This window comes from Gordonia sp. C13, from assembly GCF_023218005.1.
Taxonomy (GTDB): Bacteria; Actinomycetota; Actinomycetes; order Mycobacteriales; family Mycobacteriaceae; genus Gordonia; species Gordonia namibiensis.
Window position 1 is genome coordinate 110,835 of the sequence record NZ_JALPSY010000006.1, and the last position, 22,621, is coordinate 133,455.

The window sequence follows — 22,621 nt, forward strand, 5'->3', positions numbered from 1 at the left end:
ATCGACGATGAGTTTGCCCGCAGCCCTGGCCGAGATCGTCGATGACTTTGCCGCGCTTGGTGATTCGGACAAGATCACCTTGCTCCTGGAGTTCGCCGACGAACTCCCCGACCTCCCTGAGCATCTGCAGCAGGAAGCGATGGAACCGGTACCGGAGTGCCAGTCACCGGTGTTCCTGTCCGTCGATGCCGGTGATCCGGAATCGGTACGCCTGTACTTCACCGCGCCGCGCGAGGCACCGACCACGCGCGGCTTCGCGGCGATCCTGCACCAGGGACTCGACACCGCCTCGGCACAGGAGATCCTCGACGTCCCGTCGGACTTCTACTACGACCTCGGCCTCGGCAGCGTGGTCAGCATGCTCCGTCTCCGGGGTATGGCGGGCATGCTCGGCCGGATCAAGGCGCAGGTTCGCAATCAGACCTCCGATTCCGGGTCCGACGCACCCGGGGCATGAAGTTCATCCAGATCCGCGATGAGCCCATCGCCCCGGGAGGGCTCGTCGAGTGGACTCCCTATGTCCCCGGCGGACTGGGAGCGTGGGATCACGACTCCCGCCTGACCTCGCACAACCACGAGCAGCACCTACGTGCGGCCTTCGAGTACCGCATGCAGACGCAGCGCGAGGGCGGCCGCGAGGCGTGGCTTGGTCTGTCGATCGAGTTCGACGAGCCGTTGTCGATCCCGGCGATCCGCTCGGTGCTGACCCAGTGGATCGACCGCCACGAGGTGCTGCGCAGCCATGTGGTGATCAAGGGCACCGGCTTGCAGCGGCTCACCACCGACCCGGGCACCGTGAAACTCAAGATGGGCCGGATCGGCTGGTTCCGCGAGTCCGGGCCGCTCGTCGAACAACTCGGCGGTTCCTTCGACCGTGCCACCGCACCGCTGCACTGGCCCGCCTACCTGTTCGCGACGGTGGGCCGGGCCGATTCGTTCACACTGCTGTTCGCTGCCGACCACTCCCTCGTCGACGGGTACTCGCTGATCATGGCCCAACAGGAGCTGGTCTCGCTGTATCGTGCGGCTCGAGAACACCGCAGCGCCAACCTGCCCGAGGTCGGCAGCTACGTCGACTTCAGCGCCGAGGAACGACGCCTCGCGGACCAGACCGGCGGCGACCATCCGGCGGTGGCCCTGTGGTCGGAGTTCCTGCGCACGGGCGCCGGCGACATGCCCGCCCTGCTGCGCTCACACGCCGATGACGTCGAGAACGCCGACCGCGAGTACCTCGAGGAGACGACGATCCCGCAGGAGTCGCTGTGGGGTGTCATCGCCGACGACGCCACGGCCAATCGCTTCACCGCGATCTGCTCGGAAGCCGGCGGAACGCTGACCGCCGGCATCCTCGCCGCGTTCGCGATGGTCCATCACGAGATGACGGGCGACGCGGACTTCCGCTGTGTGTTGCCCCGCCACACTCGCAACGACACCCAGTGGCTGACGTCCCTGGGCTGGTTCGTCGGCGTCGCACCGTTCTGGGTCGACATGTCCGACTCACCCACGTTCGATCAGGCGGTCGCCCGTTCCACCGCCGTCCTCAAGCGCGGCCGTCAGGGCGCCGCGCTGCCGTTCCTCCGGGTGGCGGAACTGATCGGTCATCAGGGAGAGCCGCGGTTCGTCATCTCGTTCATCGACACCCGCTATGCCCCGGGATCCGGGGCCGCCGACGCCGGGCGCGCGAAGGTGATCCGCAGCCACAGCTACTCGCCGCACGAGGTCTACATCTGGATCAACCGGACCCCGTCCGGTTTGCGTTACTCGGCCCGTTTCCCGCGCGAGTCACCGCTCCGCGAACTCGGCGTCGACGAGTCGTCGACCGACATTCCGGCAGCCGCGGCCCTGATGCCTGATGCGTCACCTTTTCCGCCCGACGCACAGGCATGTGACATCGACCCGACCATCGGTCCCGTGCACGCCTACCTGCACAATTTCGCCGAACTCGTCCGTCGGCTCGGTGATGCGAGCACATTCTCCGCGGCGTTGTGACCCACGGCTCCACCGAACGTTTGCTCGGTGGGCTAGGGTATTGGCCGGAAGGTCGCGATGCTGGACTCCCGGCGTCGTCCATCGCCCGAGCCGTCCGCATCCCGGTCGACGAGGGTGTACCCCCCCGTCTTGACCGTTTGTCCGACAACCGTGTCGCGCGCTAGCCCCGCGCTGCGAACACCTGAGTACGAGTAAGGCCCAGGAGAACAAGTGCCCAGTACCTCTTCCGCAATCAGCAAGGTCCTCATCGCCAACCGTGGCGAGATCGCTGTCCGCGTGATCCGCGCAGCCCGGGATGCGGGCCTCGCGAGCGTCGCCGTGTACGCCGAGCCCGACGCGGACGCACTGTTCGTCAAGCTCGCCGACGAGGCGTTCGCACTGGGCGGCCAGACCTCGGCCGAGTCGTACCTCGTGTTCGACAAGATCCTCGACGCCGCCGCCAAGTCCGGTGCCGACGCGATCCACCCCGGCTACGGCTTCCTGTCCGAGAACGCCGATTTCGCCCAGGCCGTCATCGACGCCGGGCTGATCTGGATCGGACCGTCGCCGCAGTCGATCCGCGACCTCGGTGACAAGGTCACCGCCCGCCACATCGCCCTCAAGGCCGACGCCCCGATGGCACCCGGCACCAAGGACCCGGTCAAGGACGCCGATGAGGTCGTCGCCTTCGCCAAAGAGCACGGCGTGCCCGTCGCCATCAAGGCCGCCTTCGGTGGCGGTGGCCGCGGCATGAAGGTCGCCTACACCATCGAGGAGATCCCCGAACTGTTCGAGTCGGCGACCCGTGAGGCCGTCGCCGCCTTCGGTCGCGGCGAGTGCTTCGTGGAGCGCTACCTGGACAAGGCCCGCCACGTCGAGGCCCAGGTCATCGCCGACCAGCACGGCAACGTCATCGTCGCCGGCACCCGTGACTGCTCGCTGCAGCGTCGTTTCCAGAAGCTCGTCGAGGAGGCCCCGGCGCCGTTCCTGACCGACGAGCAGCGCACCAAGATCCACGAGTCCGCCAAGGCCATCTGCCGCGAGGCCGGTTACTACGGCGCGGGCACCGTCGAGTTCCTGGTCGGCAACGACGGCCTGGTCTCGTTCCTCGAGGTCAACACCCGCCTGCAGGTCGAGCACCCGGTCACCGAGGAGACCGCGGGCATCGACCTCGTGCGCCAGCAGTTCCGCATCGCCAACGGCGAGAAGCTCGAGTTCACCGAGGACCCGACCCCGCGCGGCCACGCCTTCGAGTTCCGCATCAACGGTGAGGACGCCGGCCGCAACTTCCTGCCGGCCCCCGGCCCCATCTCGGTCTACAAGGAGCCGACCGGCCCCGGCGTCCGCGTCGACTCCGGCGTGGTCGAGGGCGACGTCATCGGCGGCCAGTTCGATTCGATGCTGGCCAAGCTGATCGTCACCGGTGAGAACCGCGAGCAGGCACTCGAGCGTTCGCGTCGCGCGCTCGCCGAGTTCCAGGTCGAGGGTCTGGCCACGGTCATCCCGTTCCACCGCCACATCGTCTCCAACCCCGCCTTCATCGGCGACGGCGAGAAGTTCGACGTCTACACCAAGTGGATCGAGACCGATTGGGAGAACCCGATCGAGCCGTACACCGGTGGACAGCCGATCGAGGAGGACGACGCCGCACCGCGCCAGAAGGTCGTGGTCGAGGTCGGCGGACGCCGCGTCGAGGTTTCGCTGCCGGGCGATCTCGCCCTCGGTGGCGGCGGCGGTTCGACCAACGGTGTCATCCGCAAGAAGCCGAAGGCCCGCTCGCGCAAGAAGGGCGGCGGCGCAGCCGTTTCCGGTGACGCCGTGGCCGCACCGATGCAGGGCACCGTCGTCAAGGTCGCCGTGGAAGAGGGCCAGGAGGTCGCCGCCGGCGATCTGGTCGTCGTCCTCGAGGCCATGAAGATGGAGAACCCGGTCACCGCCCACAAGGACGGCGTGGTCACCGGCCTGGCCATCGAAGCCGGCGCCGCGGTCACCCAGGGCACCGTTCTGCTCGAGCTGAAGTAACCCCTCGCCGTCTGAGCGGCGAGGAACCACCCCCGCCGCCTGAGGTGCGAGGAGCGCAAGCGACGAGCCACGAAGGCCTGGTGAGACAGCCTCGCCGGCCTTCGAGGCTCGCTTCGCTCGCACCTCAGGGAGCAGTGGTCGGCACCCTCGTTTGCATCTCAGGAACAGCGGGCGCGAGCGTATCGAAGGGACATCGTGCAACCAGTCGAGATCAACGCCGGGGCGTGGTATCTGCGCTCGCTTCGTGCGGACGACCGGATCACCGACGTCCCGGCGTTGTCTCTTCTCGGGGTCGACGCCCCCGGTGACTACGTCGCGAAAGCCAACGCCGACTGGGAGTCCGAGACCCACTTCGTGTGGGCCATCTGCATCCCCACAACGGGTGAGCTCATCGCGCTGATCGGGGTGACCCCGTACGGCGACTCGGGCCGACTGTGGGGTCAAGCGCGCGAGGGCTACGACGAGGCGCTCGACGCCGCGATCGGACCGGCGTCGCGATTCGCCGAGGGTGCGCTCGGACTTGTTGTCGAGCAACCGCTCTCGCACGGAGTTCGCTGAGAGCGGGATCATGGCCTGGCGATGTGGTGGGGCGTTAGGCGCATGACCGACTCGTGCCGGGGTCTGGGGGCCGGTACCCCACCGTCGACTCAGCCCATCAGCACCGACGACGACGGGTAGCTCTCGGCGAATCCCGTCGGCAGCGGAGCGATGAAGACGTTCTCGGTGCGGGTTCGGGTGATCCGCCAGCGACCGTCGTCCTTGCGGAAGGCGTTGTTCAGTCGGCTCGAGCGCAACAGCGCCGTCCCGTCACCGAACAGCCACGGCTGCATGTGAATCCACTGACCCTGCGCCTCGTCACCGTCGAGGTGGATCTGCTCGGAGGTCAGGTAGTGCGCGTTGAGCAGCAGCTCCGGGTCACGCTTCTCGCCCCAGAAGCGCTGGAAGTGCTCGCGGATCGCCTGCTTGCCCTCCGCGCGTCCGAACTGTCCGTCGTAGTACTCGCCGACCCCCTCCCACACCGCGTCGTCGGTGTAGAGGTCGAGGATGCGTTCGATGCGCTCCGCGTCGTTCGTGAGACCGGGTTCGGGACACGGGGTGTCACACAAGAACATGTATCGAGCCTGTAGCCGACGGATGTCGGCTTCGGCCTCCAGCGTTTCGACGCGGGCCACCAGGGTGGCGATCCGGGCATCGATGTCCGCTTCGGTCATCGCCCGAGCACCTCTACCACCGCGCGGGCCTGCGCGATCCAGGCCTCCAGTTGGGCACCGCCCACACCGGGCGGCAGCTGCGACAGCCGGAGCGTCATCGAGTAGCCGCCGCGAGCATCCCGAATCGGCAACACGAGGGAACCGACGTCGTAGGTCTGATCGGACCGTACGTCGCGGATCCGGTAGTCGACAGGCGATTTCCCGATCGACTCACAGATCTCTCGTTCCTGCGACGGCGTCAACCGTCCCCGCTCATAGGATTTCGTGGCCGCCCGCATCTCCTCGTAGGCGGTCGAGCCTTCCTCGGGCAGGAAGGACACCAGATACCCGTGCTGCCGGACGAACTCCAGCCTGTCCCGATGCAGTTGTCGCACATCGTCGTCGGCGTTCCGTAGTTTTGCCAGCCACCGCTCGCGGATCTCGTCGTCCTGGTCGAAGACATAGGTGTCCCCGATCGGGGGCACCATCGGGATGCGATACGCCAGGCCCTCCTCACGGTCGACGCCCGGGGCGGTGGCCGAGAGCACCACCGCCATCTCATCGCGACTGACTGCCGTCAGGACGGAGACTTCGCAGCCGACGGACGCCGCCAGCGCCTCGACCTGCGGGCGCGCCGCGTGCGCGGCGTGGATCGTCGGCAGGATCTCGTGGTCCATCCTGGCCATCAGCGACGTCGACACGAAGCTGCCGTAGCCGCCCTGGAAGAAGATGAGCGGTGCCACGGGGTTGGTCACGGCCAGGTCCCGCACCTCGCAGAGCGTAATCCAGTGATCGCCTGCCTCGACGACGTTGCGGATGCGGGTGTCGATCCAGGCCACCGAGTCGGTTAACACCGGGTCCCCGGACGGCGACGAGAACCACTCGATGCCCTCGAGCTTGTTCTCCCACCGCTGCGCGACCGTGAGCACGACGTCCTCCTGTTCACCCCCGAGGATGTTGATGCACAGCGACTCACAGCTCCGCATCTTCTCGAAGGTGCGCGAGGTCTTCATCGGCATGAAGGAGACCAGCGGCGGGTCCATCGAGACCGAGCTGAAGGTCCCGACGACCATGGCCAGCACCGATCCGTCGTCTTCGCGTCCGGTCACCACCACCACGCCGGTGGGATAGTGCCCCATCACATTCCGGAAGATGCTTGGATCGATGGCACTGATTACGTTGTCGGTCATGGCTTCTCCTGAAATCGAATCGTCGCTGCGGTCTTGTGGTCAGCCGGCCGGGGCTTCGGCCGGCTCCTTGATGTAGCGCTTCTGCAGAGTCGCGCCGAGTCGCTCCGGCCGGAGGAAGGCGATGCAGAGCGCGCCGCCGACGAGCAAGACGATCCCGGTGATGGTGAAGGCCTGATGCACGCCGTCGGCCATGTTCGCGGCCATCTCCGCGCTGGGCTTCTCGCCCTTCGGGGGTGAGGTGTACCCGGCGTCGGTCATCAGCCGTCCGACGAGGATCGGCGAGATGACGGCGCCGAGCGACGCCACACCGCCGAGAGTCGCCATCAGGATGGGCCGCTGCCGGGCGCCGACCGCGTAACCGATCGCGGTGGCGGTCATCGGAAACGCCAGGCTGCATCCGCCGGCGAGGCACAGCAGTGCGACCGCGGTGATCCCCGACGTCGCCTGGATCGTGATGAAGCACAAGCCCGCCAACACCGCGGCGCAGCCGAACGGAACGGCGATCGCCAGATGGGCCGAGCTCCCGCGACGCATCATCCGGTGCCCGAGCGCACCCAGTCCGAGCAGTACGAGCGCTCCTACCACCCACGGCACGGTCGTCATCGCGCCGACCTCACCGAGCGAGAGTCCGACGACGGTACCGAGGTACTGGGGCAGCCAGGTCGTCAGGAAGCCCTGGACCCAGAAGTTCGACGCCCCGCCGACCACGGCGGACAGGAAAGCCACGCTGAGCAATGCCCGCCAGATCACGACCGGCTTCTGCTCGTCGACCCCGGAGGTCGCGACCTCCTTCGTGTCGGTCACCGACTCGTCGGCGTCGAGCGCGGGCTCGTCCGGCGACGCGGTCTTCTTGGGCCGGTAGGGGCCGTCCGCGCCGATCGCCCACCAGGCGATCACCCACACCAGACCGATGATCCCGAGAACACCGAACGCCCAGCGCCAGCCCCACACGGCGATGACCCAGGCGAGCAACGGTGCCGCGAAGACCGGGCCCAGGGTGGACCCGGCGGCGATGAGGTTGGACGGCAGCGCGCGTCGTGTCGGCGAGAACCAGGTGTGTGCGGAGGTGAGCGACATGGCCGTGGCCGGACCCTCCGCACCGCCGAGCACGATTCGTGTCACGAGAAGCAAGGCGGCGCCGCCACCGAGCAACATCGGGAACTGCATGACCGCCCAGGTGACGCCCATCGCGAACAGGATCCACTTCACCGAGATCTTCGATGCCAGGAACCCGGTGACGACCGACACGATCGCGTAGAGGAAGAAGAACGCACTACCGATGAATCCGAATTCGGTTGGCGTCAGGCCGAGTTCCGGCATGGCATCGGCCGAGACCAGACCGAGGACCGCCTTGTCGGCAAACGCGATGATCTGGAACAGGACGAGCATGCCGGTGACGATCCACGCGCGTCTCGACATGCGGCTGAGGTCGATTCGTCGCTCGGTGGCGGCCGGCGATGACGACGGAGTCGCCACCTCGGATTCTCTGATGGTCATTGCGTTTCCTTGGGCTGGCGGGCTGAGATGACGCCTGGATCTCGAAGGGCTGACATCGACGCTATGGCCCCACGCGCCTACGGCGATACGAGGGAAATCTTTACTGTCGCCGCGACGCGCGAGAGGGCAGACTGGTGCCAACACAAGAAGGAGGAACGGTGAGTTCGGCCTACTGGAAACAGCCCATCAGTGAGCAGGCGACCGCGGTCCACGAAAAGGTGGTGTCGGCGGAAGGTCTCGCGCAACAGGTTCGTGCGGAGATCGTTCGTACCGACACCGACCTGCACGCGTGGGTCGAGCTGTCCCCGACCGTCGTCGACGACGCCCGCCGCCAGGATGCGATGCCGGGTCGTCGACCCTTGCGCGGTGTCTCCCTCGGCGTCAAGGACCTCATCGACGTCGCCGGGCTGCCGACCCGTGCCGGTTCGCCCACCACGTCGCCGTCACCGGTTGCTTCGGATGCACCCTGTGTGAGCCGTTTTCGCGAACTCGGGGCGGTGATCCAGGGCAAGACGGTCACGACCGAGTTCGGCTACTTCGCGCCCGGACCGACACGTAACCCGCACCAGCACGAGCACACTCCCGGCGGGTCGTCGAGCGGATCGGCGGCCGCCGTCGGTGCAGGCGTCATCCCGGTCGCGCTCGGTACGCAGACCGCGGGTTCGCTGACCCGTCCGGCCGCGTACTGCGGTGCCGCGGGCCTGGTCCTCGCGCACGGCTCGACAGACCTGTCCGGCGTCACCGGGCTCAGCGAGTCGCTGGATTCGCTGGGCATCCTGACGCGGGACATCGCCGACCTGCAGTACGTGTACTCCGCCTTCTCGGGTCGCTCACCGATGGTGCCGGGACGTTCCACCGTCCGGACCGTGGTGGTGTGGGGCGGGAGCGATCTGCATCCGATCGACCCCGCGATGTCGGACTTGATCCACCGGTTGCCGGAGCTGCTCGACGCAGCGGGCGTCGAGACGCGGGCGCTCGAATTCGACGATCATGTCCGCACCCTGGCCGACGACCACGTGACGGTGATGTCCCATGAGGCGGCCGGAACGCTGGACGGTGTCGTCCGGGAACACACCACCGCACTCAGTCCGGCTCTCCGCGAACTCGTCGACGCGGGCCGCGCGGTCGGCGCCGCCGAGCACGCGGCAGCCCTCATCCGACGTGACCGGTCTCGCGATCTGCTCGCCGAGGCCCTCGGCGAGCACTCCGTGATCGTCGGTCCCGCCGCACCCGGCCCCGCCCCCCGTGGTCTCGCGGCCACCGGATCGCCGGTGCTGAGCCGTCCATGGCAACTCCTCGGATGTCCGGTCGTCGTCGTGCCCGGTGCCACCACCGACGCCGGGCTGCCCCTCGGCCTCCAGGTGATCGGGTTGCCCGGACGCGAGTCGGCGCTGTTCGAGGTCGCCGCAGTCCTCGAGACCGAGCTCCGGTCCCATCCGGTCGTTCCGGCCTGAGTCCGGTTGGAAGAGAGAAGATCTGCCTTGACGATCAAACCACGTCCCGAGACACATCACCGGATGTTCCTCACGTGCTACGAGGACACCTTCAACTACGGCTGGCACCATGTCGACCTGTTCGTGCACGACGAGTACGGCCGGGAGGTCAACTGGGTGCACTGGACCGTCGAAGCCGATGGCCCGGAAGCCGCCGACGAGTCGGTCCGGCGCGAGGAACCCTGGCTGAACCGGACCTCGGAGTGGCGGCATCAGGTCAGTGCCGTCGGTATGAACTACTGGACGGCAGACGCGGCGTGGGTGTGACCGCAGCAGACATGACCGCGACGGTGTATGTCGTCGACGACGATCCGGAACTCTGCGAATCGGTTGACTGGCTGCTCGGCAGCATCGGGATCTCGCCGCGGATCTGTCACAGTGCCGACGACTTCCTCGCGCAGTACTCCGGGGACACCCCCGCGTGCATCGTGCTCGACGTCCGCATGCCGAGGATCAGCGGTCCACGGTTGCAGGAGAAGCTCAACGAGTTCGCGCCGCACGTCGCCATCATCTTCGTCTCCGCCCACGGCGACATCCGGATGTCGGTGTCCACGCTGCAGGCCGGCGCGATGGACTTCCTGGAGAAGCCCTACGATCCGCAGCGGCTCCTCGACGCGGTCCAGGCCGGCATGGAGAAGGCGGTCGAACGGTTCCGCACCCACGAGCACAAGCGGTCGGTGGAATCGAAGGTCGCACTGCTCACCCCGCGGGAGCGGGAGATCCTCGCGCTGGTGGTCGAGGGACTGCCGAGCCAGAACATCGCCCGCCGGCTCGACATGAGCGTGAAGACGGTCGACGTGCATCGAGCGCGGATCAAGAGCAAGACCGACGCCGACAGCATCAGCACGCTCGTGCGCGACATCCTGCGGTTCGACGTCGAGGTGCCGACCCCTCCCTCAGCGGGTCAGTAGTAGTTCGGCGGGTCAGTAGTAGTCGAGCACGAGCTTCGCGCCGGTGGTCCGCGAGACGCACACCGCCATCACCTCGCCGGATTCGCGCTCGGCTTTGGTCAGCACGTTGTCGCGGTGTTCGGGCTCACCGCTGAGGACCTGCATGATGCAGGTCCCGCAGATGCCCTCCTGACACGAGGTGTCGACGTCGCAACCATTGTCCTCGAGGACCTCGACGATGCTCCGGTCGGCCGGCACGTGGTACGTCTCCCCGTCGAGCTCGACGTCGAACGCGGAATTCGCCGATGCGTCCGGCTGGTCGGTGGCGTGGAAGTTCTCGAAGTGGACCGCCTCCGCCGGGACGAAACGTTCGGCCAGTTCCCGGACCTTGGTCATGAAACCGTCCGGACCGCAGACGTAGACGTGCGAGTGCTGCGGCGCCGCGTGTAGCGCGGCGGTCAGGATCGGACCGTGCGCCTCGCGACCCACCCCCATGTGCGCGTGCAGCTTCTCCGGGCAGCGTTCGCGCAACAGCGGCAGGAACGCGGCGTCCTCGGCCGTGCGGGCGAAGTAGTGCAACTCGAAGCTGATGCCGTGCACATCCATGTACCGCGCCATGCTCAGCATCGGCGTGATCCCGATACCGGCGGCCACCAGCACGTGATGCGTTGCCGTGGAGTCGATCCCGAGCAGGTTGCGCGGCTCGCTGATCTGCAACCGGTCACCGACACGCAGCTCGTGCAGTGCCGCCGACCCGCCGCGGGACTGGTCCTCGCGCTTGACCGCCACGGCGAACGACTCCCGGCCGTCGGGACGACTACAAAGCGAGTACTGCCGGGTGATGGCGGTCGGTCCGACGACGTCGATGTGCGCACCCGGCGTGTACTCCCCCATCGACGAGCCGTCGGGCTTCGAGAAGTAGAAGGTCTTGATGCTCGGGGTCTCCTGGACGATCGCGGAGACGACGACGTCGGTGAGGGCCATGGTGTGCTCCTGGTGATGACGGGTGATTCGGATGGTGCGGTCAGCGAACGAAGAGCCCGCCGTTGACGTCCCAGCACGCACCGGTGACGAAGAAGGCGTTCTCGGCGGTCAGCAGGCCGACCATGTCCCCGATGAAGTCGGGGCTGCCCAACTTGCCGACGGGGATGCCGGCGATCACGGCATCGAGCTTCTCCGGCGGCACGGTCGCCTTCACGACGGGAAGGTCGTGGGGTCCCGGCGCGATCGCGTTGACCGTGACACCCTTCGCCGCAAGCTCTTTCGCGAAGATCTTGGTGACCGTGAGGATCGCGCCCTTCGACGTGGCGTAGTGCGCGCCGGTGGCAGTGCCGCCGTTCTGACCGGCCAGCGAAGCCATGTTGACGATGCGGCCGTAGCCCTCGTCGGCCATCGCGGCCCCGAACACCTGGCAGCCGAAGAAGATGCTGTTGACGTTGGTGTTCAGCACGCGCGTGAAGTCCGGCTCGTCGATCGTCATGAGCTCGGCCGCCTGGGTGAGGGCGGCATTGTTGACGACGATCGTCGGTGTGCCCCACACCGACTGCACGTGCGCCAGCGCGTCCACGAAGTTCTGCCGGTGCGCGACGTCGAGCACCGCCGCCCGAGCGGTCGACCCGTCGGGCGAGAGTTCGTCGGCGATCTCCTGGGCCGCGTCGAGCGCGATGTCGGTGAGCAGGACGCGATGACCGTCCCGGTGCAATCGCCGGGCGATGGACGAACCCATCCCGCCGGCAGCACCGGTGACGACCGCGATCCCCTTGGTGGTCGACTCCATGTCCACTCCCGCCCTCACACCAGGTATCCCGAGGCGCTGACGGCGTCCTCGCTGTCGATGAGGCGGGCCACCTTCAGGCTGATCCGGTCCGTCCCGTCGGGTCCGAGCTCGATGGTGTGGGTGAGCTCGGCGCCGATCGTCGAGAAGGTGTCACGCTTGAACGCGTTGAGGATCTGCGCCGAACGCAGGATGACGGTGTCGTCGTTCACGTCGGACACCGTGAAACGCGAGATGACGCGCACCGTCCGCGCCGCGGCGACCGCCGATGGCGCGTACCCCTGCATCATCCGCTCGACGCGCAGCCGGCGCATCCGCTTGTCGTCGTACACCATGTTGAGCGACGAGTCGAAGTCGTCGGTGTCGGGATCGATCGGGATGACGTAGTGCGCGTCGTCGGTGTAGAGGGCCTCCCACGCCGGATAGTCCTTGGCGTCGAGGAGTTCGGCCTCCTTCCACACGAGCGCGATCGCGCGCAGGACGCGCGGGTCGTTGAAGGTGTGCAGTTCAGTCATCGCTCATCATCTTCTTCCACATGCCGTAGGACTCACGCATGCCGGTCTCGTCGGTGACATGCGAAGTCGGCCAGCCCTCTTCGGTCGTGTACTCACGGTTCTCCCCGCGATTCACCAGGATCGGCATGTTCGGGTTGCCCCCGGCACCGATCTGCACCCGGTCCCACCCCTCCGCATCGTCCGGGCTTCCGAACCCGAAGGGGCCCTGGAAGTGTTCGTGGATACGCAGGCGTTCTCGGTTGATGCTCTCCGGCCCGCCGTCCATGCCGATCGCCATGTGCCACACCTCGGTGACGTCCACGCTGATGGGGATGAGGACCCGGAAGAACGACGACGACATCGCGATGTTCGGGAACATGTTGAGGTTGAACCCACAGCCGTGCATGGAACGCATGTAGCGGCGGATGCGCTCGGGACTCTCACCGGCCTCGGCCAATTCGTCGACCAGGTGCTGGAACCGCGGCTGGATCTCCTCACTGCCGTCGTCGATGTCGAGGTCCGCGTGCGCCGCCGCCATGATCGCGACACTGTGCCCGTTGCCCAGTGCGTGCGTCTCCGCCGCCGGGTCGTCCATGAACGACATCATGTTCGCGGTCTCGGCGTCCACAGAAGCCATCCACGACTTGTGCACCATCGGGAAGTGGTAACCGTCGGTGGTGTTCTCGAGTTGGATCTTCCAGTTGCCCTTGAAACGGAACTTGTGGCTGCCGAGGACCTTGGTGGGGAATCCGTTGGACTGCTTGAGGAATCGCTCCATCCAGATCTTGGCGTCGCCGAGATGATCCTCGAGCGGCTCGATCTCCTGGTTGAACGTCGCGAAGATCATGCCGAGATAACTCTCGGTGCGCAGCTTCTGCAGGGGGAAGTCGTTCTTCTCGACGACGCCCTCGTACCCGTCCGGGTACGGGATGCCACGCAGCCGACCGTCGAGGGTGTAGGACCAATTGTGGTACGGGCAGGTGAACCCGTTCGCCTTGCCGCTGCGCTGGTCGCACACCGTCGCGCCGCGGTGCCGGCACCGGTTGAGCAGGGTGTTGAAGTTGCCCTTGCGATCCCGGGTCACGATGACCGGTTGATCACCGACCTGGGTGGTCTTGAACGAGCCCGCCTCGGGGACCTCGCTCTCGTGCGCGACCCACACCCAGGTGCGGTAGAAGATCTTGCGCATCTCTTCGGCGAAGATCTCGGGATCGGTGTAGAGCTGACCGGCGACGCGGTCCTTCTCGGCGAGGTCCGCGAAGCCGCGGGTCGGCCGCTCGATGGTGGTCATCGATATTCCTTCGTGTGGTCGGGGGGTCGGGTTCGGTTGCCGCGTCAGGAGGCGACGGTCAGGAGGCGACGGTCAGGAGGCGACGGTCATGAAGGAACGTCGTCGCGGATGGTGAGAGCTCGGCCCATCCGAGCCTCGACCTTGAAGTACTTCCAGAGCGCGTACTCGCCGACCATGGTGGTGCGCAGCAGGTTGCACGCTGCCTGCACGGTCTGCTGGTCGCGCACGTCGGCGAGGACGTAGAACGTCCAGGGCCAGCCATCCGACGGCCCGACCATGTGGGCGTCGTCGTCGAAGGTCCCGATGATGTCGACGCCGTCGAGGTTCTTCAGACCCGTGAGGAACTCCATCGTCGCTTCCCACACCGGCCCGATGTCGGCCTTGGGCAGGTCGAAGAAGTTCTGGTTGTTTCCCACGCAGAACAGCGTGCGCAACGGTTCGTCGGTCATGGGTGGTGCACTCCTCGGGGTCGAGATGACGTGTGGCGTGATGCCGGGCCGATGTGTGGATGTCAGGGGAAGCTGGGGATTCCGGCCTCGAGACCGAGCAGCAGGGCACCGGCGGCCTCGTAGGTGTTGGTCTGCAACATGGCGTGCTGGGCGGGCACGAGCGCATCCTGCAGGAACCGCTGGAGTGGATGGGTCTCGTAGATGGCGCCGGTCCCGGCGAGATCGAAGACCTGCAGCACGACACTGCGTCCGACATGCGCGGCGTGGGTGGCGCTCAACCTCAGCAGCGCCTGATCGTCGGTCGAGATGGGCTGTCCGGCTATGGCCTTGGCCCACACCCGGTCGGTGCTCTCGTAGAAGAACGCCCGTGCCGAACGCAATTCGGCCTCGGCGACCGCGAGGCCGCTCTTGTAGGCCGGCCGGTTGCCCTTGCTGGCGCCGCCGGTGATCGAGGTCCGCGCGGCGCCGACCTCGATCGCGTAGTCGACCGCGCCCCGGGCGGCGCCCAGTGTCACCACCGCGAGCACCTGGGCGGCGTACGCCAGCGCCGGGTAGCGGGTCAGCGGTTCGTCGATCTGGGGCACGCCGCCACGGACAAAGGTCATCTCCTCCGGCACGAACACCCGATCGGCGCGGACGGCGTGCGAGCCCGTCGCCTTCATCCCGGCGACGTCCCAGTTCTCGACGATCTCCACGTCGGCCGGATCGACCAGTGCCGTCAGCGGCTTGCCGTCGGTCTCGGGTCCGCCGGCGAGGCCGATGCCGATGAGGTCGGCGCCGCGACAGCCGCTCGCGAACTGCCAGACGCCGGTGCACAGGTAGCCGCCGTCGACCTTCTGGGCCTCCTGCATCGGAAAGAGTCCGCCCGCATAGGCGATGTCCGGTCCGTGCGCGTAGATCTTCCGCTGCGTCTCGGCCGGGAGTGCGGCGAAGTACACCAGCGACGACCCGAAGCTGGACACCCAGCCGGTGGCGGGGTCGACGGCGGAGATCCGCTCGACCAGCGACATGAAGTCCGACGGAGCCATCGGCTCACCCCCGAACACCGCGGGCGTCGAGGCCCGGTACATGCCGGTCCGTTTCAGCAACGCGATGTAGTCGGCGGGGACATACCGCTGCGAGTTGAACTCGTCGCGACGATCCCGGAGTACGTCGAGCGCATGATCGAAGGCCGCGTCGCGTGCCGCCCCCACCGGTTCCGCACACACCCGTTCGGTCAGGCTCTCCGCGGTCATCATTGCCTCCGTTCGGAATCGACTCTCGATCTCCACATCGACACTAGGGACGTGGAGTCGGACGCGGTATCGGGATTTCCCGCGTCGTGGGTAAGCAATTCCTTACTTGCGTGTCGTCACCTGCATGGCATCGTGGCGGGGGCGAAGGTCGGCTGGGTGGAATCCTGGCTGGGGTGAATGCCGAACACGGACGAAGGAGTGGTGATGGCGATGTTCCCCGCTCGTCGGGACTTCGAGCAGATGATCCTCCACACCGGAACCGGCATCCTCATCCACGAGGCGAGCTCGAAGAACATCCTGTGGGCGAACCCGGCCGCCTGCCGCATCTTCGGGTTCACCCTCGAGGAGCTGAAGCCCCTGAAGGCGCATCACATGAGCGCCCAGGAACGTCAGTACCGTCGGGAGGTCGGGGTGGCGTGGCTCCAGTCGGCGGTGGTCCACGGGTCGAGTCGCAAACAGTGGAAGTACCGCGCCAGGGACGGCACCGAATTCCTCACCGATGCGCGCGCCACCCTCGTGCACTGTGAGGACGGGCCGGTCGTGATGGTCGAGTTCCGCAACATCTCCGACGAGGTCGAGTTGCAGGAGGAACTCACGTGGGTGTCGGAGTCGTTGCAGCGCATCATGACCCACACGTCAGCCGGCATCGTCGTGCTCGACGACGACAACTGCATCGACGACATCTCACCGCTGGCCGCGAAGCTGTTCGGCCGTACCCCCGCCGAACTGTCGGGGGTCCATCTGGAAGACCTCGGGCGGTGCGAGCCGCGACTCACCAGTGATCCCGTCGTCGAACGTCTGACGGACGGTGCGGGCTCGGTGGAGATCCAGCAGGAGATCATCAAGGACGACGGCAGCACCGTGTGGCTGGCTGGCGAACTCGAGATCGTCGCCCATGACGGCATCCGGTCGCGGGTACTGACCGTCCGCGACGTGACCGACCGGGTCGAATGGGAACGACGCAACGCCTACCAGGAGGCCAACCTCCAGTACCTGAGTCGCTATCACGCGATGGGCGACATGGCCATGATCCTGGCCCACGAGCTCGGTCAACCGCTCGCGGCGTCGACCAACTACCTCAGCGGTCTGAAGGCCCGTGTCTCGGCCGAGACCGTCGACGCCCGCAGCCTCGCGTACGGCATCGACCAGATCGAGAAGCAACTCCACCGTGCAGCCGACATCGTGGCGTCGGTCCGCCGCTATGTGCGACGCATCGAGAGTACGGCGACCCTCATGGACCTCAACGAGACCGTCGAGGAGAGCCTGTATTTCGTGCGACTGCGCGCGGCCGAGCAGAGCGTGCGCGTCTACGCCGAGATCCCCGACCGCGACCTACCCATCCAGGGCGAGAGCGTGCTCATCGGTCAGGTCATCATCAATCTCTGCGTGAACGCACTCGACGAGATCGTCCGTCCGACGACCGAGGTCAAAGAACTCTCGATCCAGACCGGCGAGGCCGACGGACTGGCCTCGGTGTGGATCCGGGACCAGGGCCGCGGCATGACCGGCGCACCCACCGATCGGCTTGCGTCCGGCGCCTTCTCGGCCAAGCAGGACGGCTCGGGCATCGGGCTGATCATCTCCGAACACATTGTCGAGCGGCACGGCGGCACGATCCGTTACCTGCCGAACGAACCGTCGGGGACGGCGGTGCTGGTGACTTTGCCGCTCGCGGCAGCGACGGACACAGGTGTGGATCGCCCGATCGGGTAAAGATTCCCGTAGACCTGCGTTGGCAAGACCCAGTGGCGCCGCGTCGGCGCGCTGCATAGCCTTATGACCAGCGGTTTCGCCGCCACTACCGAGACAGACAGCGTGGTCACGTCTCCCCCATCATCGATATCGCATCCTGCGGGCCGTATCACGCGTCGGGTCGGGCAATCCCCTTGTGTGGGCGCCGCGACTCCTTGACCGGCTCGCGTTCGCGTCAAGGAGGATCCATGCACAGCCCCGACGTACTGGTTCTCGGTGCCGGCACCGCCGGCTCTGTGGTGACACGACGACTGCTCGACGCAGGTCTGTCCGTCACACTCGTCGAAGCCGGCGGAACCGACACGAACCCCGCGATCCACGATCTCGCCCGCGTCGGCGAGCTCTGGCTGGGACCCGAGGACTGGGGTTACTTCTCGGCGCCGCAGCCACGTGCCATGAACCGGCGGCTGCACGTTCCCCGCGGCAAGGTCGTCGGCGGTTCCAACCAGTTGAACGGCACCATCTGGGTGCACGGCTCGCCGTGGGACTACGACCAGTGGGCGGCCGCGGGCAACACCGGATGGGACTGGGAGTCGGTCTCCCCGCTGTTCAAACGACTCGAGAGCGCACGAGGCGGTGACGGCCTGATGGACAGCGTCGAACCGAACCTGTCACCGATCCAACAGGGCATTCTCGATTCAGCCGTCTCCCACGGGCTTCCGCTCAACCCCGACTACAACTCGGGCGACCAAGAGGGCGTCTCACGGATGAAGCTCAATCTCCGTGACGGGAGACGTCTTTCGACGTGGGCTGCCTACATGTGTCCCGTACTCGATCATCCGCGCCTGACCGTGGAGACCGAGGCACTCGTCCACTCGCTGATCGTGGCCGACGGGGTGGTCACCGGCGCGCGGATCATCGACCGGGACGGCGATCATCGCGAATTGTCCTCTGCACTCGTGGTCTTGTGTGCCGGTGCGGTCGGGTCGCCGACTGTTCTGCTGCGTAGCGGGATCGGGCCGGCCGACGAACTCCGCGCACACGGCATCGAGGTCTTTGCTGACGTACCGGGCGTCGGACGGAATCTCCAGGACCATTTCCTGGTTCCCGTGATCTTCGGTACGCAACGACCGGTCGATCCGCCACAGCCCTTCCAGCCGGTGACCCAGACCCACTGGTTCTGGAAGAGCGATCCGACCCTGCCGGTACCCGACACCCAGCCGATCAATTTCAGCGTCCCCTTCTACTACGACGAGGGAATGTCCGGCCCCGCATCAGGATTCACTCTGCACGCCGGTCTCATCCGACCACACAGCGTCGGAAGCGTCACCTTGCGCGACACCGATCCCGCGTCGGAACCCGTCATCGACTTCAACCTGTTCGACGACGAGCGAGACCTGACTGCACTCATCAGGTCCGTACGTCAGTGCCGCGAGGTGGGCCGCCAGGGGCCGCTCGCCGATGAGTGGGGCGCATACCCCGTGCTTCCCGGCCCCGACGTCGACGACAGCGACGAGGCACTCGCCGCATGGGTGCGTCGCGCGGTCAACACCTACCATCATCAGGCCGGTACCTGCCGGATGGGCACCGACCCCGGTGCGGTCGTATCACCTGACCTCCGTGCAGTCGGAGTGACAAATCTGATGATCGCAGACGCGTCGGTGATGCCCTCTGTCACAACCGGAAACACCAACGCGCCCACGGCCATGATCGCCGAGCGTGCCGCCGAACTGATCGCCGCGCGCTGACCGCCGGCACGCCCTATCAAGGAGAGACACCATGATCGACATCTCGAACCTGCACACCGGCCTGTACATCGGCGGCGACTGGCACGACGGACAGGAGACCTTCACCACCCACAACCCCGCGACCGGACAACCGCTCGCCGAACTCGCCGCCGCCGGCGCGAGCGACGTCGATGCCGCCGTCGATGCCGCCGAGTCGGCCTTCCGCGGCGACTGGGGAGCGCTCGCTCCGTCCCGCAAGGGTGTGCTGCTGAACACCCTTGCCGATCTCGTCGAACGCGACGTCGAGCGGTTGGCTGCCCTGGAATCGATCGACATGGGCCGGCCGGTCGGCATGGGAGCCGCGATGATGATCCCCAATCTCATCGCCTCCCTGCGCTATTACGCCGGGTGGGCCGACAAGATCAACGGAGACCTGATCGCCAACGACGGTTACATGGGCGGACCGGCCCCCACCCACGCATACACGCGACGTGAAGCACTGGGCGTGGTCGCGACTATCGTTCCCTGGAACGCACCCTTGATGATCCTCGGCTGGAAGTTGGCCCCGGCGCTGGCCTGTGGGAACACCGTGATCATCAAGCCTGCCGAGGACGCCTCGCTGTCCATCCTGCATCTCGCCGAACTGGTCACCGAGGCGGGATTCCCACCCGGAACCGTCAACGTCCTGCCGGGCCTGGGCAAGGTCGCGGGCGAGGCGCTGGCCCTCCATCCGCGCGTCGCGAAGATCTCCTTCACCGGATCGACCGAGACCGGCCGGGCGATCCTGCGGAACTCGGCAACCAACTTCAAGCGAACCGCGCTCGAACTCGGCGGCAAGGCCCCGCAGATCATCTTCGACGACGCGGATCTCGACGCGGCCATCCAGGGCACGGCCATGGGGCTGTTCTTCAACCAGGGCGAGGTCTGCGCGGCGGGAACCCGAATCCTGGCTCACCGCAAGGTGTACGACGCGGTGATCGACGGCCTCAAGGGGGCCGCGCAGGTACAGGTGGTCGGGGACCCGTTCGACGCCGCGACCACGATGGGCCCGTTGGTGAACGAACGACAGCGGGACCGCGTCCTCGACTACATGAAGATCGGCGTGGGCGAGGGCGCCGACGTGATCACCGGTGGGTCCGCTCCCGAGGGACCGGGGTACTTCGTCGAGCCGACCGTGCTGGCCGGCACCAACGAAATGACGGTCGCGCGGGAGGAGATCTTCGGTCCCGTCGGCGTCGTCGTGCCCTTCGACACCGACGAGGAGGCCATCACCCTCGCGAACGACAACCAGTACGGGTTGTCGGCCACCGTCTGGACGAACGACCTCAGCCGCGCTCACACGGTGTCGGCTCGGGTTGAGGCCGGTGCCGTCGGTGTGAACGGCTGGTCGCCACTCGCACCCCAGTTGCCGTGGGGCGGCGTGAAGGCCAGCGGAATCGGCCGAGAACTCGGCTACGAGGGAATCCTCGCGTACACCGAGACCAAAACGGTGACCATCGTGTTGTGATGCCTCAGCCATCTGACTGAGAAGCCGGAGGCGGGCGGGGTGGTCGTCCCCACCTTGCCCGCTCCGGCCCAGTCGGCGTCGGCGTCGCGACTGTTAGCCTGCCCCCATGCCCGAGCCGCCGCCGTTCAGTCCCACGATCATGCTGCTCACCTTGAGCCGGGTCTGGGAATCAGACCTCGCGGCCGCACTCAAACCGCTGGGGCTCAACACCCGAAAGTACGGTCTGCTGGGCCACATTCGCGGCACTCCGGGGATCTCGTTCAGCGAACTCGCGCGACGGTCGCGCATCACGGTCCAGAGCGTGCACTCCGCGGTGTCGGGCTTCGTCGAGGCCGGACTCGTCGACGACGGCACCGCGCACGCAGGCAGCGCGTCGAGCCTGCGGATCACTGCGGCGGGCGAGGACATCCTGTCGCGGGCGGCCGGCGAGGTGGCCCGGCTCGACGCCGAGTTCTTCGCGCGCGACCCCGAACTGGCGCAAGCCCTCCGCATCCACATGATGCGGTCCTTCCCGGGGAGCTGACACCCGAGCCGACCTTCAGTTAAACTGAAGGTTGTGAGAGTCCGCCACTACTTGCGCCGGCCGCCGACCGTGTCCGCGACCGAGGCCCTGCAGCTGGTGCACGACGGCGCGCTGGTCGTCGACGTTCGCCGCGACTTCGAATGGAACCGGGTTCACATCCCCGATGCGGTTCACATGCCGCTGGAAGTGCTGCCCGAGCGGTGCATCGAGCTACCGGAAGACACCCTCCTGATAGCGTTCTGCACCGGCGGAATCAGATCCGCCGGTGCAGCAAATCTCCTCGTGGAGAACGGTTTCGACGCCGTGAACATGAGCGGCGGCCTGATCGGCTGGCGCGCCGCGGGTGGCGAACTCAGCGAATGAGCCCGCCACCGGTCACGTGAACTAGGCCGTCGCGTTCGCGAACGCGTCGAGGTTGCCGGTCGCCTCGATGTACTCGGTCACCCAGCGTTCGATGACCGCCGAGGTCTTCTCGACCTTCTCGAACTGCCCGACGACCTGGCCGACCGGGTTGAAGGCGACGTCGATGCTCTCGTCGGGATGCTTGTGCGTCGCGGCGACCGCCATGCCGGACACCATGTACTGCAACGGCATTCCCAGCGGATCGGGGTTCTCGGGGTTCTCCCAGGCCTCGGTCCAGTCGTTGCGCAGCATGCGGCACGGCTTGCCGGTGAACGAGCGGCTGCGGACGGTGTCGCGGCTCGACGCATCGATGTAGGTCTGCTGCTGGACGGGGGTGTTCTCCGCTTCCTCGACCATCAGCCACTGCGAACCGCTCCACGCGCCCTGCGCACCGAGTGCGAGTGCGGCCGCGATCTGCTCACCGCTGCCGATACCACCGGCGGCCAGAACCGGCACGGGCGCAACCTCTTTGACGACCTGCGGCCAGAGCACGATCGAACCGACCTCACCGCAGTGGCCGCCGCCCTCGCCGCCCTGGGCGATGATGATGTCGACACCGGCGTCGGCGTGCTTGCGCGCCTGCTTCGGCGAACCACACAGCGCGGCGACCTTGCGTCCGGCGGCCTGGATCTTCTCGATCATGTCCGTCGGCGGCGTGCCGAGCGCGTTGGCGATCAAGGTGACCTTCGGGTGCTGCAGTGCGATCTCGACCTGCGGCGTAGCGGTCGCCTCGGTCCAGCCGAGCAGCTGGAGCGAGTTGTCGTCACCGTCGGCGAGCGGCACCCCGTGGTCGAGGAGCAGCTTGCGGCCGAACTCGAGGGTTTCGTTGGGGACCATCGACTGGAGCAACTTGGTGAGTTCCTCTGCCGACATGTTCGCGTCCATGCCCTCGTACTTGTTGGGGATCACGATGTCGACGCCGTACGGGTGATCGCCGATGTGCTCGTCGATCCAGTTCAGCTCGATCTCGAGCTGCTCCGGCGTGAAGCCCACCGCGCCGAGCACTCCGTAGCCGCCCGCCTTGCTGACCGCGACCACGACGTCACGACAGTGGGTGAACGCGAAGATCGGGAACTCGATACCGAGTTCATCGCAGATCGGGGTGTGCATACAGACTCCTCGCCAGTGTCAGAATTAGAACGTGTTCTAATCTGGATACCAGGCTGCGCGCCGTCGGACAAGCGTTCCGCGGAACACCCGTCCCGGGACCCAGGGCCGCGAACCGGCGAACCTCGACTCGACTCCCAGACGTCGATCGAGGCCTGCCAGTCGAGATG

Annotated in this window: 22 protein-coding genes; 12 read left to right on the top strand and 10 right to left on the bottom strand. The window is 66.8% G+C overall.

The window, feature by feature from the left end; all coding sequences use genetic code 11:
• The first annotated feature begins 7 nt into the window (after positions 1-7).
• From M1L58_RS07480 to M1L58_RS07495, 4 genes are all read left to right on the top strand, one after another.
• Entirely contained in the window at positions 8-457 is a 450-nt protein-coding gene (locus M1L58_RS07480; protein ID WP_248658384.1) for a SufE family protein, read from the top strand.
• Positions 454-1,989 carry a condensation domain-containing protein gene (locus M1L58_RS07485; protein WP_248658385.1) on the top strand — a complete coding sequence of 512 codons (1,536 nt, stop codon included), beginning with the start codon at positions 454-456 and terminating at the stop codon, positions 1,987-1,989. The genes M1L58_RS07480 and M1L58_RS07485 overlap by 4 nt, the downstream gene beginning before the upstream one ends.
• 210 nt (positions 1,990-2,199) lie before the next feature.
• The gene (locus M1L58_RS07490; protein WP_248658386.1) at positions 2,200-3,990 is read left to right on the top strand and encodes an acetyl/propionyl/methylcrotonyl-CoA carboxylase subunit alpha; all 1,791 of its coding nucleotides are present in this window, start codon (positions 2,200-2,202) and stop codon (positions 3,988-3,990) included.
• 195 nt (positions 3,991-4,185) lie between these two features.
• The gene (locus tag M1L58_RS07495) at positions 4,186-4,548 is read left to right on the top strand and encodes a hypothetical protein (protein ID WP_248658387.1); all 363 of its coding nucleotides are present in this window, start codon (positions 4,186-4,188) and stop codon (positions 4,546-4,548) included.
• Between the two features lie 89 nt (positions 4,549-4,637).
• Here the strand turns inward: M1L58_RS07495 and M1L58_RS07500 are convergent, their stop codons facing one another.
• The 3 genes from M1L58_RS07500 to M1L58_RS07510 are packed head-to-tail and all read right to left on the bottom strand — an operon-like array spanning position 4,638 to position 7,867.
• Positions 4,638-5,201 (bottom strand): nuclear transport factor 2 family protein, encoded by a 564-nt coding sequence (locus M1L58_RS07500; protein ID WP_248658388.1) that lies wholly within the window; start codon positions 5,199-5,201, stop codon positions 4,638-4,640.
• Positions 5,198-6,370, bottom strand: a complete 1,173-nt coding sequence (locus M1L58_RS07505; protein WP_248658389.1) for a flavin reductase family protein — start codon at positions 6,368-6,370, stop codon at positions 5,198-5,200. Before M1L58_RS07505 ends, M1L58_RS07500 begins: the two co-directional genes overlap by 4 nt.
• A gap of 39 nt (positions 6,371-6,409) precedes the next feature.
• Positions 6,410-7,867, bottom strand: coding sequence for an MFS transporter (locus M1L58_RS07510; RefSeq protein ID WP_248658390.1), 1,458 nt, complete (start codon positions 7,865-7,867; stop codon positions 6,410-6,412).
• 158 nt (positions 7,868-8,025) lie between these two features.
• Here M1L58_RS07510 and M1L58_RS07515 point away from each other — a divergent pair, with 158 nt between their 5' ends.
• The 3 genes from M1L58_RS07515 (at position 8,026) to M1L58_RS07525 (ending at position 10,271) form a co-directional block, all read left to right on the top strand.
• Positions 8,026-9,321: an amidase gene (locus M1L58_RS07515; protein ID WP_248658391.1), complete on the top strand. Its 1,296-nt coding sequence runs from the start codon at positions 8,026-8,028 to the stop codon at positions 9,319-9,321.
• Between the two features lie 63 nt (positions 9,322-9,384).
• The gene (locus tag M1L58_RS07520) at positions 9,385-9,627 is read left to right on the top strand and encodes a hypothetical protein (RefSeq protein ID WP_248658462.1); all 243 of its coding nucleotides are present in this window, start codon (positions 9,385-9,387) and stop codon (positions 9,625-9,627) included.
• Positions 9,628-9,638: 11 nt separating this feature from the next.
• Entirely contained in the window at positions 9,639-10,271 is a 633-nt protein-coding gene (locus M1L58_RS07525; protein ID WP_248658463.1) for a response regulator transcription factor, read from the top strand.
• A gap of 12 nt (positions 10,272-10,283) precedes the next feature.
• Here M1L58_RS07525 and M1L58_RS07530 read toward each other — a convergent pair whose 3' ends face one another.
• The 6 genes from M1L58_RS07530 to M1L58_RS07555 form a co-directional block, all read right to left on the bottom strand.
• Complete coding sequence (locus tag M1L58_RS07530; RefSeq protein ID WP_248658392.1) at positions 10,284-11,234, bottom strand: PDR/VanB family oxidoreductase; 951 nt, start codon at positions 11,232-11,234, stop codon at positions 10,284-10,286.
• Positions 11,235-11,274: 40 nt separating this feature from the next.
• Complete coding sequence (locus tag M1L58_RS07535; RefSeq protein ID WP_248658393.1) at positions 11,275-12,027, bottom strand: SDR family NAD(P)-dependent oxidoreductase; 753 nt, start codon at positions 12,025-12,027, stop codon at positions 11,275-11,277.
• Positions 12,028-12,041: 14 nt separating this feature from the next.
• Entirely contained in the window at positions 12,042-12,539 is a 498-nt protein-coding gene (locus M1L58_RS07540; protein ID WP_248658394.1) for an aromatic-ring-hydroxylating dioxygenase subunit beta, read from the bottom strand.
• Positions 12,532-13,809, bottom strand: a complete 1,278-nt coding sequence (locus M1L58_RS07545; protein WP_248658395.1) for an aromatic ring-hydroxylating oxygenase subunit alpha — start codon at positions 13,807-13,809, stop codon at positions 12,532-12,534. The genes M1L58_RS07540 and M1L58_RS07545 overlap by 8 nt, the downstream gene beginning before the upstream one ends.
• Before the next feature lie 86 nt (positions 13,810-13,895).
• On the bottom strand, positions 13,896-14,258 hold the full coding sequence (locus M1L58_RS07550) for a hypothetical protein (RefSeq protein ID WP_248658396.1): 363 nt from the start codon (positions 14,256-14,258) through the stop codon (positions 13,896-13,898).
• A 62-nt stretch (positions 14,259-14,320) separates the two neighbouring features.
• Positions 14,321-15,496: a flavin-dependent monooxygenase gene (locus tag M1L58_RS07555; protein WP_248658397.1), complete on the bottom strand. Its 1,176-nt coding sequence runs from the start codon at positions 15,494-15,496 to the stop codon at positions 14,321-14,323.
• 207 nt (positions 15,497-15,703) lie between these two features.
• Between M1L58_RS07555 and M1L58_RS07560 the strand changes: the two genes are divergently transcribed.
• The 5 genes from M1L58_RS07560 (at position 15,704) to M1L58_RS07580 (ending at position 21,305) form a co-directional block, all read left to right on the top strand.
• Positions 15,704-17,206, top strand: coding sequence for a PAS domain S-box protein (locus M1L58_RS07560; protein ID WP_248658464.1), 1,503 nt, complete (start codon positions 15,704-15,706; stop codon positions 17,204-17,206).
• Positions 17,207-17,433: 227 nt separating this feature from the next.
• Positions 17,434-18,933 (top strand): GMC family oxidoreductase, encoded by a 1,500-nt coding sequence (locus tag M1L58_RS07565; RefSeq protein ID WP_248658398.1) that lies wholly within the window; start codon positions 17,434-17,436, stop codon positions 18,931-18,933.
• 31 nt (positions 18,934-18,964) lie between these two features.
• Positions 18,965-20,419, top strand: coding sequence for an aldehyde dehydrogenase family protein (locus M1L58_RS07570; protein WP_248658399.1), 1,455 nt, complete (start codon positions 18,965-18,967; stop codon positions 20,417-20,419).
• A gap of 106 nt (positions 20,420-20,525) precedes the next feature.
• Positions 20,526-20,942 carry a MarR family winged helix-turn-helix transcriptional regulator gene (locus tag M1L58_RS07575; protein ID WP_248658400.1) on the top strand — a complete coding sequence of 139 codons (417 nt, stop codon included), beginning with the start codon at positions 20,526-20,528 and terminating at the stop codon, positions 20,940-20,942.
• A gap of 33 nt (positions 20,943-20,975) precedes the next feature.
• A complete protein-coding gene (locus M1L58_RS07580; RefSeq protein ID WP_248658401.1) occupies positions 20,976-21,305 on the top strand; it encodes a rhodanese-like domain-containing protein in 330 nt (109 codons plus the stop codon).
• Between the two features lie 21 nt (positions 21,306-21,326).
• Here M1L58_RS07580 and M1L58_RS07585 read toward each other — a convergent pair whose 3' ends face one another.
• Positions 21,327-22,454 carry a nitronate monooxygenase gene (locus tag M1L58_RS07585; RefSeq protein ID WP_232715544.1) on the bottom strand — a complete coding sequence of 376 codons (1,128 nt, stop codon included), beginning with the start codon at positions 22,452-22,454 and terminating at the stop codon, positions 21,327-21,329.
• Positions 22,455-22,621: the final 167 nt, after the last annotated feature.

Coding starts and splice junctions, on each gene's coding strand:
- M1L58_RS07480 (WP_248658384.1), top strand. CDS start 8: ATGAGTTTGCCCGCAGCCCTGGCCGAGATCGTCGATGACTTTGCCGCG.
- M1L58_RS07485 (WP_248658385.1), top strand. CDS start 454: ATGAAGTTCATCCAGATCCGCGATGAGCCCATCGCCCCGGGAGGGCTC.
- M1L58_RS07500 (WP_248658388.1), bottom strand. CDS start 5,201: ATGACCGAAGCGGACATCGATGCCCGGATCGCCACCCTGGTGGCCCGC.
- M1L58_RS07505 (WP_248658389.1), bottom strand. CDS start 6,370: ATGACCGACAACGTAATCAGTGCCATCGATCCAAGCATCTTCCGGAAT.
- M1L58_RS07510 (WP_248658390.1), bottom strand. CDS start 7,867: ATGACCATCAGAGAATCCGAGGTGGCGACTCCGTCGTCATCGCCGGCC.
- M1L58_RS07520 (WP_248658462.1), top strand. CDS start 9,385: ATGTTCCTCACGTGCTACGAGGACACCTTCAACTACGGCTGGCACCAT.
- M1L58_RS07525 (WP_248658463.1), top strand. CDS start 9,639: ATGACCGCGACGGTGTATGTCGTCGACGACGATCCGGAACTCTGCGAA.
- M1L58_RS07530 (WP_248658392.1), bottom strand. CDS start 11,234: ATGGCCCTCACCGACGTCGTCGTCTCCGCGATCGTCCAGGAGACCCCG.
- M1L58_RS07535 (WP_248658393.1), bottom strand. CDS start 12,027: ATGGAGTCGACCACCAAGGGGATCGCGGTCGTCACCGGTGCTGCCGGC.
- M1L58_RS07540 (WP_248658394.1), bottom strand. CDS start 12,539: ATGACTGAACTGCACACCTTCAACGACCCGCGCGTCCTGCGCGCGATC.
- M1L58_RS07545 (WP_248658395.1), bottom strand. CDS start 13,809: ATGACCACCATCGAGCGGCCGACCCGCGGCTTCGCGGACCTCGCCGAG.
- M1L58_RS07550 (WP_248658396.1), bottom strand. CDS start 14,258: ATGACCGACGAACCGTTGCGCACGCTGTTCTGCGTGGGAAACAACCAG.
- M1L58_RS07555 (WP_248658397.1), bottom strand. CDS start 15,496: ATGATGACCGCGGAGAGCCTGACCGAACGGGTGTGTGCGGAACCGGTG.
- M1L58_RS07560 (WP_248658464.1), top strand. CDS start 15,704: ATGTTCCCCGCTCGTCGGGACTTCGAGCAGATGATCCTCCACACCGGA.
- M1L58_RS07565 (WP_248658398.1), top strand. CDS start 17,434: ATGCACAGCCCCGACGTACTGGTTCTCGGTGCCGGCACCGCCGGCTCT.
- M1L58_RS07570 (WP_248658399.1), top strand. CDS start 18,965: ATGATCGACATCTCGAACCTGCACACCGGCCTGTACATCGGCGGCGAC.
- M1L58_RS07575 (WP_248658400.1), top strand. CDS start 20,526: ATGCCCGAGCCGCCGCCGTTCAGTCCCACGATCATGCTGCTCACCTTG.
- M1L58_RS07585 (WP_232715544.1), bottom strand. CDS start 22,454: ATGCACACCCCGATCTGCGATGAACTCGGTATCGAGTTCCCGATCTTC.